Below are 19,908 nucleotides of genomic sequence, written 5' to 3' on the forward strand. Positions count from 1 at the left end.
GAGAAGAGGCGAACGCGAGTTCGCCTTTTTTTTTAACTTGTGCTTTGAAGCCATTTCCAAAGTGATTGGTGACCATGTTTGATTTTGTACGCAACAACAAGCGCGTGATGTACGGTGTGTTGGCACTGCTGATCGTGCCTTCGTTCATTTTCGTCGGTGTCGACAGCTACCAGAACCGTGGCGACAGCGCCGCCGGCGTGGCTGAAGTCGATGGTCGCAGCATCACCCAGCAGGAATGGGACGATGCCCAGCGCCGCCAGATCGACCAGGCCCGCCAGCAGCTCGGCCCGCAGTTCGACCAGAAGATGTTCGACACCCCGGAAGCCAAGCGTGAAGTGCTGGAAAACCTGGTCGCCGAGCGCGCCGTGAATGCCGCCATCGCACGCAATCACCTGACCGTCAGCGACCAGGCCATCTTCAAGGCCATCAACGAGATCCAGGGCTTCCGCAAGCCCGACGGCAGCTTCGACATGGACCAGTACAAGGCCGCGCTGGCCGCCCAGGGCATGACCCCGGAAATGTTCGACGCCCGCATGCGCCGCGACATGGCGATCCAGCAGCTGGCCGGTTCGATCCAGGCGACCGCCTTCGCGCCGCGCTCGGTCGCGAGCCGCGTCTCGGACATCAACGACCAGGAACGCGAAGTCCAGGAGCTGCTGTTCCCGATCGCGGCCTACCTGCCGCAGGTGAAGGTCACCGACGAGATGGTGAAAGCGTACTATGACAAGAACGCCCAGCTGTTCCAGATTCCGGAGCAGGTGAAGGCCGAGTACGTCGTGCTGGACCAGGCCGCGGTCGAAAGCCAGGTCTCGGTCAGCGACGCCGAAGTCGAGCAGTTCTACAAGGCCAACGAGAAGCGCTTCGTGACGCCCGAGCAGCGTACCGCCAGCCACATCCTGATCACCAAGACGCAAGGCGCCAAGCCGGCCGAGGAAGCCGCCGCCAAGGCCAAGGCCGAAGCGGTGCTGGCCGAGGTGCGCAAGAACCCGGCCGACTTCGCGGCGATCGCCAAGGCGCAATCGCAGGATCCGGGCTCGGCGGGCCAGGGCGGCGACCTGGGCGTGGTCGAGAAGGGCCTGTTCGCCAAGCCGGTCGAAGATGCGATCTATTCGCTCAAGGAAGGCGAAGTCAGCGGCATCGTGGCATCGGAGTTCGGCTACCACATCATCAAGGTCACCGCGGTCACGCCGTCCCAGCAAAAGCCGCTGGAAGCCGCCAAAGCCGAGATCGCCGACGAGCTGAAGAAAACCAAGCTGTCGAAGAAATACTCGGAACTGGCCGAGAGCTTCAACGACATCGTCTACGAGCAGTCGGACAGCCTGAAGCCGGCCGCGGACAAGCTGGGCCTGCAGATCCAGACCGTCGACGGCCTGGGCCGCAAGCCGAACCCGGCCCTGGGCGCCGCCCCGTACAACAACGATAAGTTCCTCGCTGCCCTGTACTCGGCCGACTCGATCAAGAACAAGCGCAACACCGAAGCGGTCGAAGCCGCACCGGCCGTCCTGATCTCCGGCCGCGTGGTCGAGTTCAAGCCGGCCACCAAGCGTCCGCTGGCCGAAGTCGAAGCGGCGATCCGCCAGCGCGTGACCCAGGAAGAAGCGCTGCGCCTGGCGCGCGAAGCCGGCGAAGCCAAGCTGAAGGCCGCCAAGGCAGCGGGCGACGCCGCCGGCTTCGGCGAGGTCAAGGTCCTGTCGCGCACCAAGGAGCCGGTCATCAACACCGCCGCCGCCCTGGCCGTGTTCAAGGCCGACGTGACCAAGCTGCCGGCGTATGTCGGCGTGGAAGTGCCGAACGTGGGCTATGGCGTCTACCGCATCGGCAAGGTGTCGCAGCCGGCCCAGGTCGACCAGGCGCGCCGCTCGCAGGAAGCGCAGCAGATCAACGGCCTGGTGGGCCAGGCCGAGCTGTACAACTTCGTCGAGGCGGTCAAGGCCAAGGCCAAGGCGAAGATCCATGCGGCGGCCGCCAAGCCGGCGCAGCAGGCCGAATAAACTGTTCGGTGGATGAAGAAAAACCCGGGTGCGCGAGCAGCCGGGTTTTTTTACGTCTGGAGCTCCGGCGGTTGAACCGGAGTCGGGAGCGAGGACCGTAGGGTGGGCACTCCGTGCCCACGCGAAAGCATGATCAACGTTGACGTTCGAATTTGACGCTTCGGCCGAACATTGTCAGTGGTTCCAAGAGCGTTTCGTTTGCGCCGCGTCCATGACGAGCGCTGCGGGGCGATGCGTTGCGGCGACGGACTGCGGACGAACACGTAACGCGTGGGCACGGAGTGCCCACCCTACGTCGAGGCCGCGTGCGGGTCTTACGCCGCCATCAGCGCCTGCGCCGCCTTCGCGAAATCCTCTGGCGCGATGTCGGCCAGTTCCAGCACGCGGGCCTGGCCGTACTGGGCGAAGTTGCGGTCGATCGAGCGCAGGTAGGCGGGGTCGTAATGCTCGACCAGCAGCTGGTCGACCAGCGCCGGCATCTCGCCGGCCTTGGCCATCGCGTGCCAGGTGTCGATCCTGGCGCGGCCGTGCAGCTGGACCAGGTGCTCGAGCTGGCCGTTGAGGGCGTCGGCATTGCGCGCGAAGTGCTGGTAGTCCTCCATCAGCAGGCGCACGCGGTTCGGGCGCGACAGGGTCAGGGCGATGCAGGGCGAGGCGCGCATGCGTTCCATCACGGCGTCCGGCACGCGCAGGTTGCCGACCTTCTTGCTTTCCGACTCGACGAACACCGGCCTGGCCGGATCGAAGTGGCGCAGCTTGTTCCAGATCCGGCTCTCGAACATCTTCTGGGACGGCTGCGGCTCGTCGGGCAGGTGGCCGAGGACCGAGCCGCGGTGGGCCGCCAGGCGCTCCAGGTCGAGCACCTGGGCGCCGGCCGCGTCCAGGGTCTCGAGCAGGCGGCTCTTGCCGCTGCCGGTGGTGCCGCAGATGACGCGGAAGTCCACCGCCGGCGGATGTTCCAGCGCCGCGCTGACGTAGGCGCGGTAGGCCTTGTAGCCGCCGTCGAGCTGCACCACCGGCCAGCCGATCTTGGCCAGGATATGGGACATCGAGCCGCTGCGGTTGCCGCCGCGCCAGCAATAGACCAGGGGCTTCCAGTCGCGCGGCTTGTCGGCGAAGAGCGTGTCGATGTGGCGCGCGATGTTCTGCGCGACCAGCGGCGCGCCGAGCTTTTTCGCCTCGAAGGCGCCGACCTGCTTGTACAGGGTGCCGACGCGGATGCGCTCCTCGTCGTTCAGCACCGGGCAATTGATCGCCCCGGGAATATGGTCGAGCGCGAACTCGCCCTCGCTGCGCGCGTCGATGATGGTGTCGAAGCTTTCCAGCTCGGGGAAGATGTCGGCGAAGCTCAGTACGGCGGGGTATTTCATCGTGATTGGATCAAGGCCTTGAAGGTGGGCCAAATGTTATTGAGGATAATCGGATGCGCGTCGGCGTTCGGATGCAGGCGGTCGGCCTGGAACAGGGCAGGCTTGTCGGCCACGCCTTCCAGCATGAAGGGCACCAGCGGCGCCTTGACTTCCTTGGCGAGGTTCCCGTACATGTTGAAGAAGCGTTCCGTGTACGCGCGGCCATAGTTTGGCGGCATGCGCATGCCGATCAACATGACTTTCGCGTCCTGTTTCTGCGACATGGTCGCCATCTGGCGCAGGTTGGCTTCGGCGGCGGCGACCGGCAAGCCGCGCAGGCCGTCGTTGGCGCCCAGTTCGATGACGACGATCTGGGGCTTGTGCTGGTTCAGGAGCGCGGGCAGGCGCGCGCGGCCGCCGCTGGTGGTCTCGCCGCTGATGCTGGCGTTGACGATGCGGGCGTCGATCTTCTCGGCTTTCAGCTTTTGTTCCAGCAGGGCGACCCAGCCGGCGCCGCGCGTCAGGCCATACTCGGCGGACAGGCTGTCACCCAGCACGAGGACGGTTTTTGGTGCAGAATAGGCGCTCGCCGACGCGGCCAGCATGAGCGCACCGACAGACAATTTCTTGAGAATAGCAAGCATGCGTGATAATCCCGAGGCTTTCAAAAATGATCCTGCCACTGCAAAAGGGCGACCGGCCGCCATCGAAGTGGCCGGCCTGTCGAAGCGGGTGGCGGACGCCAGCGGCGAACTCACCATCCTGCACAACATCGATTTTACCGTGCAACCGGCCGAGACGCTCGCGCTCGTCGGCGCCTCGGGTTCCGGCAAGTCCACGCTGCTCGGCCTGCTGGCCGGGCTCGACACCCCGAGCAGAGGCAAGGTCCTGCTCGACGGCACCGACATCTTCGCGCTCGACGAGGACGGCCGCGCGGCCTTTCGCAAGGCCAAGCTCGGTTTCGTGTTCCAGTCCTTCCAGCTGCTGGCCCACCTGAGCGCGCTCGAGAACGTGATGCTGCCGCTCGAGCTGCGCGGCGACGCCGACGCGCGCGCCAAGGCCGAAGCCATGCTCGGGCGTGTCGGCCTGTCGAGCCGATTGAAGCACTACCCGAAATACCTGTCGGGCGGCGAGCAGCAGCGCGTGGCCCTGGCGCGCGCTTTCGTCACCGAACCGCCGCTGCTGTTCGCCGACGAGCCGACCGGCAGCCTGGACGCCACCACCGGCGAGGCCGTCATCCAGTTGATGTTCGAACTGAATCGCGAACGCGGCTCGACGCTCGTGCTGGTGACGCACGACCCGGCGATGGCGGCGCGTTGCGGGCGGACATTGACGATTGCCGCAGGGCGGTTGGCCTGACGCTTTTCGTAGGGTGGGCTCTTGAGCCCACGCGGTCGTGTCGTGGCGTGCCGCACCGTCACCGGTACGCCGTTTTGGCTCGGTACACGAGCGGCACGAATTGAACCGGAAGCGCAGGCAGGCACCCGGTGGGACCGCGTGGGCACGAGTGCCCACCCTACAAGACCCGACCGTATCGTCGTTTCTCGTAGGGTGGACACCTGTGTCCACGCGGTCATGCCGCGGCGTACCGCACCGTCACCGGTACGCCGCTGCGCCGGGATGGGCGTACGCGGTGAATTGAATCGAAAGCGCAGGTAGGCACCCGGTGAGACCGCGTGGGCACGAGTGCCCACCCTACAAAACCAGGTCGTATCGCCGTTTTTCGTAGGGTGGGCTCTTGAGCCCACGCGGTCGTACCGTGGCGTACCATACCGGCACCGGTACGGCGCTTCGCACGAAAATGCGGACGCCGTCGATTGAATCGAACGCTCAGGTAGGCACAGGCGAAACCGCGTGCCCACCCCACAGGCGCTTAGCGCGCCGACACCAGGCCGTTCAGCGCCTTGCGTATCGCCGCCGGCAATTCCCCGGCCGTCATGCCGATCGGGCCGACGCCATCTTCCACCAGCCGGTCCGCGGCCGCGCCGTGCAGCCACACCGCGCCGACGGCCGCTTCCCAGGCCGGCCAACCCTGGGCCAGCAAAGCGCCGCAGACGCCCGCCAGCACGTCGCCGGTGCCGCCGGTCGCGAGGCCCGGGTTGCCGGTCGGGTTGAGCGCCATGCAGCCTTCCTGGGCCGCGATGACGGTGCCCGAGCCCTTCAGCACGGCGACCGCGTTGAAGCGGCGCGCCAGCTGGCGCGCCGTGGCCAGGCGATCGGCCTGGACTTCGGCGGCGCTGATTCCGAGCAGGCGCGCCGCCTCCAACGGGTGCGGGGTGACGATCGTGTCGCCCTGGCGCCTTGCCAGGCGCGCCTGCAGGTCGGTGCTGGCGGCCAGCAGGTTCAGGCCGTCGGCGTCGATCACGAGCGGCCCCGTGCCGTCGATGCCGTGGCCGAGCGCCCGCATCGACTCGACCGAGTCGCCCATGCCCGGACCCAGCACCAGCGTTTGACCCTCGAACTTGAAGGCATTCGAGGCGCGAAACATCAGCTCGGGCTGCAGCTGGTCGAAGCCCGGGCCCGGGTCGACCGTGACCACGAACACCCGGCCGGCGCCGGCGTACAGGGCGCCGCGGCCGGCGAGCACCGCCGCGCCCTGCATGCCGCGCGCGCCGCCGACGATGGCGACGTCGCCGAACATGCCCTTGTGCGAGCCCTGGCGGCGCGGCGCCAGCGCGGCGGCGAACAGCGCGGGCGCCGCCAGCTGGGCCAGCGCCGGCGGGAACAGCTTGGCGTCGATGCCGAGATCGTCGACGTGGACCACGCCGGCGTGGTCGCGTCCATGCGCGGTATGCAGGCCCGGCTTGTCGCCAATGAAGGTGATGGTGTGGGTGGCGCGCACGGCGACGCTGCCTTCGCCGACCGGCATGCCGGTGTCGGCGTCGAGCCCGCTCGGCACGTCCAGCGCCAGCACCGGGCAGCGCATGGCGTCCAGCGCCGTCACCAGTTCCAGGTAGCGGCCGACCAGGTTGCGCGCCAGGCCGATGCCGAACAGGCCGTCGACCACCAGCGACCAGTCGCGCGTGTTCGGCGCGACGTCGGCGAAGTTGGCGCCGCTGGCGCGCGCGCGGGCCAGGGCCTGGGCGGTTTCCGGCGAAGGCTGGCCGCTGGTCGGGGCGAAGTACAGCACCACGACGTCGAGGCCGGCCTCGCCGAGGTTGGCGGCGACCTCGAGGGCATCGCCGCCGTTGTTGCCCGGGCCGGCCAGCACCAGCACCGGCTGGGCGCGCGCTTCGCCGACCAGGCTGAGGGCGAGGTCGGCGGCGGCGCGGCCGGCGCGGCGCATCAGGGTGCCCGTTTCGAGTTCCTGCATCGCGGACTCTTCGACCGCGCGGATCTGGGCCACACTGTAAAGCTTGTTCTTCATGTTCCTCGCCTTCTGCGCATTGATATCGAATGCCCGCATTGTGCCCGATATTGGCCGGGAGGCGTCTACAATATGCCGGAACCACAACCTGCAAGAGGACACGACATGGATTGGCAGTTCTGGATCGACCGCGGCGGCACCTTTACCGACATCGTGGCGCGGCGGCCGGATGGGCAGCTGGTGACGCACAAACTGCTGTCCGAGAATCCGGAACAGTACCGCGACGCCGCCGTGGCCGGGATCCGCTACCTGCTCGGCGTCGCACCGGGCGAAACCTTGCCGGCGGCCGCGGTGGAAGCGGTGAAGATGGGCACCACGGTCGCGACCAATGCGCTGCTCGAGCGCAAGGGTGAGCCGACCGTGTTGGCCATCACACGCGGCTTTCGCGACGCGCTGCGCATCGCCTACCAGAACCGGCCGCGCCTGTTCGACCGCCACCTCGTGCTGCCTGAACTGTTGTATACACAGGTGATCGACGTCGATGAGCGCGTCGGCGCCCACGGCGAGGTGGTCGCGCCATTGGACGAAGCCGCGACGCGCGCCGCGCTGCAGGACGCCTACGACCGGGGCCTGCGCGCGCTCGCCATCGTCTTCATGCACGGCTACCGCTACACGGCGCACGAGGCGGCGGTGGCGCGCATCGCGCGCGCGATCGGCTACACCCAGGTCTCGACCTCGCACGAAACGAGTCCGATGATGAAGCTGGTCGCGCGCGGCGACACTACGGTGGTCGACGCCTACCTGTCGCCGATCCTGCGCCGCTACGTCGACCAGGTGGCGTCCGAGCTCCCTGGCGTGAACCTGCAGTTCATGCAGTCCAGCGGCGGCCTGGCCGACGCCCGCGCCTTCCAGGGCAAGGACAGCATCCTCTCCGGCCCCGCCGGCGGCATCGTCGGCATGGTGCGCGCCAGCGTGCTCGCCGGTTTCGACAAGGTGATCGGCTTCGACATGGGCGGCACCTCGACCGACGTCTCGCACTACGCCGGCGAGTTTGAGCGCGTGTTCGAGACCCAGGTCGCCGGCGTGCGCATGCGCGCGCCGATGATGAGCATCCACACGGTGGCAGCCGGCGGCGGCTCGATCCTGCACTTCGACGGCAGCCGCTACCGCGTCGGTCCCGACAGCGCCGGCGCCAACCCGGGACCGGCCAGCTACCGCCGCGGCGGGCCGCTGGCGGTCACCGACTGCAACGTCATGCTCGGGAAGATCCAGCCGGCGCACTTCCCGAGCCTGTTCGGCCCGAATGCGAACGAAGCGCTCGACGTCGAGACGGTGCGCGCGCGCTTCGCCGAGCTGGCGCGCGAGATCGCGCTTGCGACCGGCGACGTACGCACGCCCGAGCAGGTGGCCGAAGGCTTCATCCAGATCGCGGTCGGGAACATGGCGAATGCCATCAAGCAGATCTCCGTGCAGCGCGGGCACGACGTCACCGAATACGCGCTGACCAGCTTCGGCGGCGCCGGCGGCCAGCACGCCTGCCTGGTGGCCGACGCGCTCGGCATGAAGACCGTCTTCATCCACAGCCTGGCCGGCGTGCTGTCGGCCTACGGCATGGGCCTGGCCGACCAGAGCGCGATGCGCGAACAGGCGGTCGAGGAGAAGCTGGGCGCGGCCACCGTCGCATCGCTGGCGGCGCGTCTCGATGCGCTGGCCGAGGCCGCGCGCGGCGAGCTGCTGGCCCAGGGCGTGGGCGAACAGCGCATCGATGTCATCCGCCGCGTGCACCTGCGCTACGAGGGCACCGATTCGGCGCTGGTGGTCGACGACGGCAGCGTCGAGGCGATGCAGGCCGAGTTCGAAGCCGCCTACAAGCGCCGCTTCTCCTTCCTGATGCCCTCGCGCGCGCTGGTGGTCGAGGCGATCTCGGTCGAGGCCCTGGGACGCTCCGAAGCGCCGCCCGAAGTCATGGTCGACGGCGCGGCACGCCACGCAGAGCCGGCGCCGTCCGAGCGGGTGCGCATGTTCGGCAACGGCGAGTGGCGCGAGACCGGCATCTACCGCCGCGCCGATATCCATCCGGGCGACATTATCCGCGGCCCGGCGATCGTCGCCGAGAACAACGCCACCACCGTGGTCGAAGCGGGCTGGCAGGCCGAGGTGACGCGCTACAACCATCTCGTGCTGACGCGCGTCGAAGCGCTGCCCGAACGGCGCGCGATCGGCACCACGGCCGACCCGGTCATGCTCGAGATCTTCAACAACCTGTTCATGTCGATCGCCGAGCAGATGGGCCTGCGCCTGCAGAACACGGCCTATTCGGTGAACATCAAGGAGCGCCTCGACTTCAGCTGCGCCATCTTCGACGCAAGCGGCAACCTGGTGGCCAACGCGCCGCACATGCCGGTGCACCTGGGCTCGATGGGCGAGAGCATCAAGACCGTGATGCGCGAGAATGCGGGGCAAATGCGCGCCGGCGACGTCTACGTGCTGAACGACCCTTACAACGGCGGCACCCATTTGCCGGACGTGACGGTGATCTCGCCGGTGTTCGACGAGGCAGGCCGGCAGATCCTGTTCTACGTCGGCTCGCGCGGCCACCATGCCGACATCGGCGGCACCACGCCGGGCTCGATGCCGCCGGACTCCTGCCACATCGACGAGGAGGGCGTCCTGATCAACAACTTCAAGCTGGTCGACGGCGTCGATGGCGTGCTGCGCGAAGCCGAGGCCCGGGCCTTGCTGGGCGGGGCGCGCTACCCGGCCCGCAATCCGGACCAGAACATGGCCGACCTGCGCGCCCAGGTGGCGGCGAACCAGAAGGGCGTCGAGGAACTGCAGCGCATGGTGGCCCATTTCGGGCTGGATGTGGTGCGCGCCTACATGGGCCACGTGCAGGACAACGCCGAGGAAGCGGTGCGGCGCGTGATCGGCGCGCTGAACGACGGCGCCTTCGCGGTGGACCTGGACAACGGCGCGCGCATTGCCGTCGCGATCCGCGTCGACCGCGCGAGCCGCAGCGCCGAGATCGATTTCAGCGACACCTCCGACCAACTGCCGAACAATTTCAATGCGCCGTCAAGCGTGTGCATGGCGGCCGTGCTCTATGTGTTCCGCACCCTGGTCGAGGACGAAATTCCGCTCAACGGCGGCTGCCTGAAACCGTTGAAGGTGATCATCCCGCCCGGCTCGATGCTCAACCCGCATTATCCGGCCTCGGTGGTGTCGGGCAACGTCGAGACCTCGACCTGCATCACGAATGCGCTCTACGGCGCTTTAGGCGTGATGGCGGCCTCGCAGGGCACGATGAACAACTTCACCTTCGGCAACGCCAAGTACCAGTACTACGAGACCATTTCCGGCGGCAGCGGCGCCGGCGAGGGCTACGACGGTACCGACGTGGTGCAGACCAACATGACCAATTCGCGGCTGACCGATCCCGAGATCCTCGAGTTCCGCTTCCCGGTGCGGCTGGAGAGCTATGCGATCCGCCACGGTTCCGGCGGGGCGGGGCGCTGGCATGGCGGGAATGGCGGCGTGCGGCAGGTGCGCTTCCTGGAACCGATGACGGCGGCGATCCTGTCGAACAACCGGATTCATGCGCCGTTCGGCATGGCCGGCGGAGAGGAGGGTGCGCGTGGCGTCAACACGATCGTGCGCGCCGACGGCAGCACCCTGCAGGTCGGGCACATCGGCAAGGTCGAGATGGCGGCGGGCGACATGTTCGTCATTGAGACACCTGGCGGCGGAGGCTATGGCAAACCGTAACGAAGGGCGTAGGGTGGGCTCTCGAGCCCACGCGGTACGACGCCTGCATATCGAAACTTGATCCGGTAGGCCAAGGGGCGTGGCGTTCCGGTGAAGCCGCAGGGTATTAACCGCTGATCCCGCGTGGGCACAAGTGCCCACCCTACCGAACGCCAATCAGGCCGAGATACCGTACTTCCTGCGCAGCCCCATGTACTCTTCCGTCAACGGCCCCAGCCTCGGGTGCTGCGCATCGACCGCCCGTATCTTCTCCAGCTGTTCGAAGCACAATTCGCCCAGCGGGTGATCCCAGCCCAGCTCGGCGATCTGGCGCAGGATGCCGCCCGCCGCCGCGATCATCACCTGCAGGTCGCCCGGGACCATGTGCAGCGCGTCGAGCAGGGTCTGGACGGCGCCGCGCACGTCGCCCATGTTGCGCTTCTCGTCGGCCATGCCGAGCAAGATCTGGGCCTGGGCCGTCAGCTGCTGGTGCATGCCGTCGGCCAGGTCGCGCCGGCCCGCGTCGGCGAAGACCTGCAAGGCGTCCCTGGTGGTGATGCCGCTGCCGGCGTCGTTCACCACCGTCATCATGACTTCCTGGGCTTGCTGGTCGAGGCGCTGGGCCAGGCAGGAGCGCACCAGGCCGACGCGCAGGCCGGTCGACAGGCCGCTGCTGGCGCGCACCGCCGTCACCGCGGCGTGCAGGTCGCCGAGCGCGGCCGCGCGGTTGCCGCCGGCCTCGTGCACGGCGGCGTTGGCGATCGCCACGCAGGCGTCGACCTCGGGGCTGGCGCGCAGCGAGCGTTCTAGGTCGCGCACCACGCCGGCGGCGGCCAGCGGGTCGCCGCGCCTGACCAGGGCCTTGGCCAGCTTGACGTGGTCCTCGGGGTCGCGAAATTCGGAGTAGCGCGCCTTGCTCACGACCTGCCTGAAGGAGCGCTCGGCGGCGGCGGCGTCGCCCGCGTCCAGGGCCACTTCGCCGAGCTTGCGCAGGCGCCGCACCATGTGCGGCGAAATGGCCACCGCTTCCTCGAGGATCTTCTGGGCCTGGGCGTGGGCGCCAAGCGCTTCGTGGCAGCGGGCGAGCAGATCGTAGGCCGCCATCAGGCGCGGATTGGCCGAGACCAGCATCTGCAGGGTGTCGCGCGCCGCGTCGATGTGGCCCTGCGCGAACAGCGCGCGCGCCAGGCCCAGGCCGGCCCAGCCGAGGGGCTTGTAGCCGAGCACCTTGCGGTAGATCTGCTCGGCCTCGCCGTGTTCCTTGAGCTGGGCGTGCAGCTCGGCGCGCAGGCGCGCGAAGTCGAGGGCGTGGCGCGGGTGGGCCAGCTCGCTGGCGGCGGCCGCGCGGATCGCTTCGCGCACATTGCCCTGGGCGACCAGCTGCCAGGTCGGCAGGAACACCGCGCGCCGTTCGATCGCGCGCGTGATGCGCGCGCCCAGCACCTCGGCGGTGAAGGGCTTGAGCACGTAATCGGTCGGCGCCAGCTCGGCCGCGCTGACGACCTTGCCGTAGACGGCCTCGGAGGTGAGCATGATGAAGATCGCCCACGGGCTGATCAGGCGGTGGTGGCGCAGGTCTTCCAGCAGCTGCTGGCCGTCCTGGCCGTCGCCGGCGCTGCTGTTGCCGAGATCGTATTCGCACAGGATGATGTCGTAGGCGCGGCGCGTGAGCTGGCGGATCGCGGTGCCGGAATTCACGGCGTACTCGATCTTGCTGATGCCGCCCAGGTTCAGCATGTTCTGCAGGCTGGCGCGCATGCCGGGATTCGGGTCGATCACCAGTACCGACAGCTTGCTGTTTTCGTGCATCTTTTCTCTCGTGTGCTCTGCCATTGCGCGTCTCCTCGCGCTACGATACCGGCAAGCACTGCGTCCGGCAACCGGAACGCCGGCGTAGCGTACTGGAGGTGTTGTCAACCCTGTATAATAGCGGGCTATCTTTCACCCGCAGCCACGCTGCATCAACCAACTTCCAGCCATGTTGATTCTGCCGGGTTCCAACGCCCTTTCGGTATTTCGTAGCCAACGCCTCCTGAACCAGCTGCAAGCAGTCGCTCCCACGATTGCATCGGTCCAGGCTCGCTTCTACCACTTCATCGACGCCAGCGCGCCGCTGTCCACCGCGGACACCGAACGCTTGAGCGCCATGCTCACCTACGGCGAGCCGGTCCCGGAGACGCTCTACGAGGGCGCCACCGAAGAGTTCTTCGTGATCCCGCGCCTGGGCACGATCTCGCCCTGGGCCTCTAAAGCGACCGACATCGCGCACAACTGCGGCATGCAGCACGTGCACCGCATCGAGCGCGGCGTGGCCTACAAGGTCGTGCTGAAGGGCGGCATCCTGGGCACCGGCATTGGCGCCCCGAAGAAGCTGTCGCCCGAGGAAGTCCAGGCGGTGGCTGCCCTGCTGCACGACCGCATGACCGACACCGTGCTGCGCAGCGCCGACGAGGCCGTGCGCCTGTTCGACGAGCTCGAAGGCAAGGCGCTCGAGGCGATCGACGTGCTGGGCCAGGGCCGCGACGCCCTGGTGCGCGCGAATACGGAACTCGGCCTGGCGATGTCGGAAGACGAGGTCGACTACCTGTTCGACGCCTTCACCAAGGCCGAGCGGAATCCGACCGACGTGGAACTGATGATGTTCGCCCAGGCGAACTCGGAACACTGCCGCCACAAGATCTTCAACGCCGACTGGGTGATCGACGGCGTGAAGCAGGACAAGTCGCTGTTCCAGATGATCAAGAACACGCACCAGCTGCAGCCGAAGGGCACGATCGTCGCCTACAGCGACAACTCGTCGATCATGGAAGGCGCGACGGTGACGCGCTTCTTCCCGCGCGCCGGCGGCGAGTACGCCCCGTCGAGCGAGCTGGTGCACACCCTGATGAAGGTCGAGACCCACAACCACCCGACCGCGATCTCGCCATTCCCGGGCGCCTCGACCGGCGCCGGCGGCGAGATCCGCGACGAAGGCGCGACCGGCCGCGGCGCCAAGCCGAAGGCCGGCCTGACCGGCTTCACGGTCTCGAACCTGCTGCTGCCGGATGCCCAGCGTCCGTGGGAAAACGCGGCGGACGTGACGGCCAAGGGCGAGAAGGGCGATTCGCCCGTCTACGGCAAGCCGGAGCGCATCGCTTCGCCGCTGCAGATCATGATCGACGGCCCGCTCGGCGGCGCCGCCTTCAGCAACGAATTCGGCCGCCCGGTCCTGGGCGGCTACTTCCGCACCTACGAACAGAACGCGCAGGCGGCCGGCGGCGTGTTCGGCTACCACAAGCCGATCATGATCGCGGGCGGCATCGGCAACATCGCCGACGAACACACCCACAAGAACGACATCCCGGTCGGCAGCCTGCTGATCCAGCTCGGCGGTCCGGGCATGCGCATCGGCATGGGCGGCTCGGCCGCGTCCTCGATGGCGACCGGCACGAATACCGCGGATCTCGATTTCGACTCGGTCCAGCGCGGCAACCCGGAAATGGAACGCCGTGCCCAGGAAGTCATCAACGGCTGCTGGCAGCTGGGTGCGGACAACCCGATCATCTCGATCCACGACGTCGGCGCCGGCGGCCTGTCGAACGCCTTCCCGGAAATCGTGAACGACGCCAAGCGCGGCGCGACCTTCGACCTGCGCAAGATCCAGCTCGAAGAGAGCGGGATGGCGCCGAAGGAAATTTGGTCGAACGAGTCGCAGGAGAGATATGTGTTGGCGATTTCGCCAACTGACCTGACGAAATTTGCATCGTTGTGCGAGCGCGAGCGTTGCCCGTTCGCCGTCGTCGGCGTCGCCACCGAAGAGCGCCAGCTGCGCGTGATCGATCCGGAGATGGGCAACAATCCTGTCGATATGCCGATGGAAGTCCTGCTCGGCAAGCCGCCGAAGATGCAGCGCACCGTCGAGCACGTTCAGCGCGCGCTGCCGCCGGTCGACCTGACCGGCATCGAACTCGGCGAAGCCGCGCGCCGCGTGCTGCTGCTGCCGACCGTCGCCGACAAGTCCTTCCTGATCACCATCGGCGACCGCAGCGTCGGCGGCATGACCGTGCGCGACCAGATGGTCGGCCCGTGGCAGGTGCCGGTGGCCGACTGCGCCGTCACCGCGATGAGCTACGAGGGCTACCAGGGCGAAGCGATGGCGATGGGCGAGCGCACGCCGCTGGCCGTGATCGACGCCGCCGCCTCCGGCCGCATGGCCGTGGGCGAGGCGATCACCAACATCGCCTGCGCCCCGATCGCCTCGATCGAAGACATCAAGCTGTCTGCCAACTGGATGGCCGCCTGCGGCCAGCCGGGCCAGGACGCCGCCCTGTTCGACACCGTGAAGGCGGTCGGCATGGAGCTGTGCCCGGCCCTCGGCATCAGCATCCCGGTCGGCAAGGATTCGCTGTCGATGCGCACGACGTGGCAGGACGACGGCGCAGCCAAGGAAGTGCTGTCGCCGGTCTCGCTGATCGTATCCGCCTTTGCGCCGGTGCCGGACGTGCGCCGTTCGCTGACGCCGCAACTGCGCACGGACCTGGGCGACACCGCCCTGATCCTGATCGACCTCGGCCGCGGCAAGAACCGCCTCGGTGCATCGAGCCTGGCGCAGGTCACCCAGCAACTGGGCGACGCCGTGCCGGACGTCGATTCGCCGGAAGACCTGAAGGCCTTCTTCGCAGCGATCCAGCGCCTGAACGCCGAAGGCAAGCTGCTGGCCTATCACGACCGTTCCGACGGTGGCCTGTTCGCCACGCTGTGCGAGATGGCCTTTGCCGGCCGTGCCGGCGTCTCGGTCAATCTCGACATCCTGACCATGGAAGGCGAGCACGCCTCGGACTGGGGCGACGCCAAGAACTGGGCGAGCCAGGTCGGCGAACGCCGCAACGAGATGACGCTGCGCGCGCTGTTCTCGGAAGAGCTGGGCGCCGTGGTCCAGGTGCGCCTTGATGACAAGAGCGCGGTCATGAACGTGCTGCGCGAACTGAACCTGGGCGCCTGCAGCCACATCATCGGCAAGGTCAACAACCGCGGCGTCATCGAGTTCACGCGCGACGCCAAGGTGATCTACAACGAACAGCGCAGCAGCCTGCATCGGCTGTGGAGCGAGACCAGCTGGCGCATCGCGCGCCTGCGCGACAATCCGGCCTGCGCCGACCAGGAATACGAGCGCCTGCTGGACGAGAGCGATCCGGGCCTGTCGCCGAAGCTGACTTTCGACCCGAGCGAGGACATCGCGGCGCCCTTCATCGCGACCGGCGTGCGTCCGCGCGTGGCGATCCTGCGCGAGCAGGGCGTCAACTCGCACATCGAGACCGCCTGGGCGATGCACCAGGCCGGCTTCAACGCGGTCGACATCCACATGAGCGACCTGATCGCGGGCCGCGCCAAACTGGACGATTTCCATGGCGTGATCGCGGTCGGCGGCTTCTCCTACGGCGACGTGCTGGGCGCGGGCGAGGGCTGGGCCAAGACCATCCTGTTCAACGCGCAGTTGGCGGAGCAGTTCGCGCGCTTCTTCGCGCGCCAGGATACCTTCGGCCTGGGTGTCTGCAACGGCTGCCAGATGCTGTCGAACCTGAAATCGATCATCCCGGGCGCCCACGCCTGGCCCAAGTTCACCCGCAACAAGTCGGAACAGTTCGAGGCCCGCTTCGGCATGGTCGAGGTGCTCGATTCGCCGTCGATCTTCTTCGCCGGCATGGCGGGCACGCACGCGCCGCTGGCCATCGCCCACGGCGAAGGCTTTGCCGACTTCTCGCAGACCGGCGACCTCTCGCAAGTCGTGCAGTCGCTGCGCTACGTCGACAACCGCGGCGCGGCGACCGAGGTCTATCCGTTCAACCCGAACGGCTCGCCTGGCGGGCTGACCGCGGTGACCACCCCGGACGGCCGCTTCACGGCGATGATGCCGCACGCCGAGCGCGTGTTCCGCACCGTCGTCCACTCCTGGGCGCCGGAAGGCTGGGGCGAGGACAGCCCGTGGATGCGCATGTTCCGCAATGCGCGTAAGTGGGTCGGTTGATCGCCGCCTAGCGTAATAGCCAAAACGCCTCCTTCGGAGGCGTTTTTTCTTGCCCTGGTAGGGTGGGGTCTCGACCCCACGCGGTTTTACCGGTTGATACACGGCGATGCGCGGCGGAGCCACGCCTGCGTACACAGCCTGCTGAGCTTTCCGTGCAAACGCCACGGTTCTCCGGATACCACGCGCTTGCTCCGATGCCTTACCGCGTGGGGTCGAGACCCCACCCTACGAAAAGCAGGCTGCAAAGAACTCATGCGGTTCGGTGGCCCAAAAACAAAAAGGCGCTTCCGTGGAAGCGCCTTTTCATTCGTTCGATCCGCTATTACTGGATCTTCGCCTTCTTCATCAGCGACTCGCGGAATTCCGCCAGTTTCTTCTGCTGCAGCGACTCGGCCACTTGCTGCTTGACCTGGTCCAGCGGCGGGACCTGCACCGGACGCACGTCTTCCAGCTTGATGACGTGGTAGCCGAACTGGGTCTTCACCGGGGTGTCGGTGATCGCGCCTTTTTGCAGCGAGGTCATGGCTTTCGAGAACTCAGGAACGAAGCCGCGCGGATCGGCCCAGCCCAGGTCGCCGCCGTTCTGGGCGGTGCCGTCCTTGCCCTGCTTGGCCAGCTCTTCGAACTTGGCGCCGCCTTTCAGCTTGGCGATGATCGCCTTGGCCTCGTCTTCCTTCTCGACCAGGATGTGGCGGGCGTGGTATTCCTTCTCCGGCGCCTGGGCCTTGGCCTTGTCGTACTCGGCCTTGATCTCGGCATCCTTCACCGGGTTCTTCTTGACGTAGTCGGCCAGCATGGCGTTGATGATGATGCTCTGGCGTGCATTGTCGATCGCTGCCTTGACGTCCGCGCGGGCGCCGACGCCTTGCTTGTCGGCTTCCTGGATCAGGACTTCGCGGCCGATCAGGTCTTTCTTGATCAGTTCGCGCAGCTGCGGCGTATCCGTCGCGCGGCCTTGGGCGACGACCTGCTTGACCACCTGGTCAACCTTTGCCGCCGGGATCGGCTTGCCGTTCACGGTCGCGACGTTCTGCGCGAAGACGACAGGCGCGGCAGCCATCGCAGTCATGGCGATCAGCAGGCGGGTGGGCTTCAAAATCATTGTTCGGATCCTATAAAAACGCGATAAGTCGCCCGCTGGCGACGAAACCCGGCGCAGGGCACTGGCAGCGCGCGCGCCGGAGGTACAACATCTTACTGTACCTTTGCCTTTTTGACCATTTCCTCTTGGTACGACGCCAGCTTCTGCTGGGTCAGGCTTTCCGAGATCTGGGACTTCACTTCGTCCAGCGACGGCACCTTCACGGCGCGGGTGTCGTCGACCTTGATCACGTGGTAGCCGGCGCCGGTCTTCACCGGGGTCTCGGTGATGCCGCCTTTTTGCAGCTTGCTGAAGCCGGCTGCGAATTCTTCCGGGAAGGCCGACGGGGTAGCCCAGTCGAGGTCGCCGCCGTTGTTGGCCGAACCGGTGTCCTTGCTCTGCTTGGCCAGGTCTTCGAACTTGGCGCCGCCCTTCAGCTTGGCGATGATGGCCTTGGCGTCTTCTTCCTTGTCTACCAGGATGTGACGCACGTGGTATTCCTTCTCGGCGCCCTGGGTCTTGGCGAAGCGGTCGTATTCGGCCTTGATCTCGGCGTCGGTCACCGGGTTCTTGGCGATGTAGTCGCGCGCCAGCTGGCTGACGACGATCGCCTGGCGGGCGCTGTCGAGGGCCTGCTTGACGTCCGGCTTCTTGTCGTAGCCCTGCTTGATCGCTTCCTGCATCAGCACTTCGCGTGCGATCAGGTCACGCTTGATCGCCTCGCGCAGTTGCGGGGAGTCCTGGCCCTGGCCTTGCGCGACCACCTGCTTCACGATCGCGTCCACGCGCGAGGTCGGGATGGCCTTGCCGTTGACGACGGCCAGGTTCTGGGCGAATGCGGGTGCTGCGATAACGGCGATCAGGGCTAACAGCAGACGTGCTGGCTTAAAAGTCATTATGGTGTTCCTGTGGGAGGGGAGTTGCTTGGACGGAATTTTGATTTAGTTCTTTTACTGAGCAATCGAATTTTGCGACAGATTTCTTAAGCGGCTCTGAACCAGCCTCAGTCCAATTCGGAAGGCGCCAGGGCCGTGATCGCCAGGGCGTGGATCTCGGCCTTCATCATATCGTGCACGGCATCATACACCAGTCGATGGCGCATGACGAGTCTTAGTCCCTCGAAGCGATCGGACACGATGCGCACGCTGTAATGGCCTCCGCCGGAGGCGGCGCCGGCGTGTCCCGCATGCAGGTGCGAGTCGTCGCCGACGGCCAGGTCGAGCGGCGCCAGGGCTTCGGTCAGGCGCGCCTCGATGCGCTCGACGCGGGTATCGACGCGGTTATCCAGGCTCATGCTTCCTCCTGCGGGACGTGTTTAACCAGCAGCATGGCCTGGCCAATGCTGAACAGGAAGAAGATCGCGGTCATGCCGAATACCTTGAAGTTGACCCAGGCGCCGGTGTTGTCCTTGAAGACCACGAAGGCCATGATCAGGTTCAGCGCGCCGAGGAAGAACAGGAAGGCCATCCACTGGAAGCCCACGCGCGGCCAGATCTCGTCGGGCAGGGGCAGCGCTTCCTGCATCACCTTTTTCATGAGGTTGTTCTTCAGGAAGACCTGGCTGACGAACAGGGCGCCGGCAAAGATCCAGTACAGCATCGTCGGCTTCCACTTGATGAAGGTCTCGTCGTGGAAATAGATGGTCGCGCCGCCGAACACCACGATCACGAAGAAGGAGACCCAGAGCATGGTGTCGACCTTGCGCCGGCGTACCAGCAGGTAGCCGACCTGGAGCACGGTGGCGATGATGCCGACCACGGTGGCGAGCATGATCGGTGCCTGGCTGGCGATGATCTTGCCGCCCGAGACCATGCCGCCGAGCCAGGTTTCGGCAAGGGCGACGGCGGCGGCCTCGTTGCCGGTGCCGTATTTATAGACCGCGAAGAACAGAATCAGCGGAAAGAAGTCGAACAGGAATTTCATGTGGTGTCGGTATGGGCAGAAGGAGTCAAACCGCTTCGAAGCGCAGCGCGGCTGAGTTGATGCAGTAGCGCAGGCCGGTCGGCGGCGGGCCGTCCGGGAACACGTGGCCCAGGTGGGCGTCGCAGACGGCGCAGATGATCTCGGTGCGCAGCATGCCGTGGCTGCGGTCTTCCTTCTCGATCACGTTCTCGGGGTCGAGCGCCTTGAAGTAGCTCGGCCAGCCGCAGCCGGACTCGAACTTGGTGTCGGACTCGAACAGCGGGGTGTCGCAGCAGACGCAGTGGTAGATGCCGTGCTCGTGATGGTCCCAGAACTTGCCGGTGAAGGCGCGTTCGGTGGCGGCGTGGCGCGTCACCTGGTACTGGATGGGGTCGAGCTTGGCGCGCCACTCGGCGTCGGTCTTGGTCACTTTATCGGTCATGGTGGTCCTTCTTGTTAATTCTGGTAAAACACGGGCTGGCAAAACACGGCTGGTAAAACACGGGCGGGCGAAGCATGGCACAGGAAAC

Annotated in this window: 13 protein-coding genes; 4 read left to right on the top strand and 9 right to left on the bottom strand. The window is 66.7% G+C overall.

Annotation, left to right across the window (positions count from 1 at the left end; genetic code table 11):
* The first annotated feature begins 74 nt into the window (after positions 1 to 74).
* Entirely contained in the window at positions 75 to 1,991 is a 1,917-nt protein-coding gene (locus tag ACFOPH_RS05570; RefSeq protein WP_379734050.1) for a SurA N-terminal domain-containing protein, read from the top strand.
* A 314-nt stretch (positions 1,992 to 2,305) separates the two neighbouring features.
* Here ACFOPH_RS05570 and mnmH read toward each other — a convergent pair whose 3' ends face one another.
* Together mnmH and ACFOPH_RS05580 are read right to left on the bottom strand one after the other, a co-directional pair.
* Positions 2,306 to 3,361, bottom strand: a complete 1,056-nt coding sequence (gene mnmH / locus ACFOPH_RS05575; protein WP_312553319.1) for a tRNA 2-selenouridine(34) synthase MnmH — start codon at positions 3,359 to 3,361, stop codon at positions 2,306 to 2,308.
* The gene (locus tag ACFOPH_RS05580) at positions 3,358 to 3,984 is read right to left on the bottom strand and encodes an arylesterase (RefSeq protein WP_312553321.1); all 627 of its coding nucleotides are present in this window, start codon (positions 3,982 to 3,984) and stop codon (positions 3,358 to 3,360) included. Before ACFOPH_RS05580 ends, mnmH begins: the two co-directional genes overlap by 4 nt.
* Here ACFOPH_RS05580 and ACFOPH_RS05585 point away from each other — a divergent pair.
* Entirely contained in the window at positions 3,983 to 4,699 is a 717-nt protein-coding gene (locus ACFOPH_RS05585) for an ABC transporter ATP-binding protein (protein ID WP_379734053.1), read from the top strand. The two genes, ACFOPH_RS05580 and ACFOPH_RS05585, sit on opposite strands and share 2 nt — an antisense overlap.
* 514 nt (positions 4,700 to 5,213) lie before the next feature.
* Here ACFOPH_RS05585 and ACFOPH_RS05590 read toward each other — a convergent pair.
* Positions 5,214 to 6,746, bottom strand: a complete 1,533-nt coding sequence (locus ACFOPH_RS05590) for an NAD(P)H-hydrate dehydratase (RefSeq protein ID WP_379734055.1) — start codon at positions 6,744 to 6,746, stop codon at positions 5,214 to 5,216.
* 66 nt (positions 6,747 to 6,812) lie between these two features.
* Here ACFOPH_RS05590 and ACFOPH_RS05595 point away from each other — a divergent pair, with 66 nt between their 5' ends.
* Entirely contained in the window at positions 6,813 to 10,412 is a 3,600-nt protein-coding gene (locus ACFOPH_RS05595) for a hydantoinase B/oxoprolinase family protein (RefSeq protein WP_379734057.1), read from the top strand.
* 156 nt (positions 10,413 to 10,568) lie between these two features.
* Here the strand turns inward: ACFOPH_RS05595 and ACFOPH_RS05600 are convergent, their stop codons facing one another.
* Positions 10,569 to 12,200, bottom strand: a complete 1,632-nt coding sequence (locus ACFOPH_RS05600) for a tetratricopeptide repeat protein (RefSeq protein ID WP_379734059.1) — start codon at positions 12,198 to 12,200, stop codon at positions 10,569 to 10,571.
* Between the two features lie 169 nt (positions 12,201 to 12,369).
* Here ACFOPH_RS05600 and purL point away from each other — a divergent pair, with 169 nt between their 5' ends.
* Positions 12,370 to 16,395, top strand: coding sequence for a phosphoribosylformylglycinamidine synthase (gene purL / locus ACFOPH_RS05605; RefSeq protein ID WP_379734061.1), 4,026 nt, complete (start codon positions 12,370 to 12,372; stop codon positions 16,393 to 16,395).
* 322 nt (positions 16,396 to 16,717) lie between these two features.
* On the opposite strand, the gene ACFOPH_RS05610 is transcribed toward purL, so the two are convergent.
* The 5 genes from ACFOPH_RS05610 to msrB all read right to left on the bottom strand — a co-directional run bounded on the left by ACFOPH_RS05610 (position 16,718) and on the right by msrB (position 19,820).
* Positions 16,718 to 17,497, bottom strand: coding sequence for a peptidylprolyl isomerase (locus tag ACFOPH_RS05610; RefSeq protein WP_312548825.1), 780 nt, complete (start codon positions 17,495 to 17,497; stop codon positions 16,718 to 16,720).
* 92 nt (positions 17,498 to 17,589) lie between these two features.
* Positions 17,590 to 18,372 (bottom strand): peptidylprolyl isomerase, encoded by a 783-nt coding sequence (locus ACFOPH_RS05615; RefSeq protein WP_312548824.1) that lies wholly within the window; start codon positions 18,370 to 18,372, stop codon positions 17,590 to 17,592.
* Between the two features lie 107 nt (positions 18,373 to 18,479).
* Positions 18,480 to 18,770 (bottom strand): BolA family protein, encoded by a 291-nt coding sequence (locus tag ACFOPH_RS05620; RefSeq protein WP_312548823.1) that lies wholly within the window; start codon positions 18,768 to 18,770, stop codon positions 18,480 to 18,482.
* Positions 18,767 to 19,399, bottom strand: a complete 633-nt coding sequence (locus tag ACFOPH_RS05625) for a septation protein A (protein WP_312548822.1) — start codon at positions 19,397 to 19,399, stop codon at positions 18,767 to 18,769. The genes ACFOPH_RS05620 and ACFOPH_RS05625 overlap by 4 nt, the downstream gene beginning before the upstream one ends.
* A gap of 25 nt (positions 19,400 to 19,424) precedes the next feature.
* On the bottom strand, positions 19,425 to 19,820 hold the full coding sequence (msrB, locus tag ACFOPH_RS05630) for a peptide-methionine (R)-S-oxide reductase MsrB (protein ID WP_312548820.1): 396 nt from the start codon (positions 19,818 to 19,820) through the stop codon (positions 19,425 to 19,427).
* Between the last annotated feature and the right edge of the window lie 88 nt (positions 19,821 to 19,908).

This window comes from Massilia haematophila, from assembly GCF_042647645.1.
In the GTDB taxonomy this organism is placed as follows: Bacteria; Pseudomonadota; Gammaproteobacteria; order Burkholderiales; family Burkholderiaceae_D; genus Telluria; species Telluria haematophila.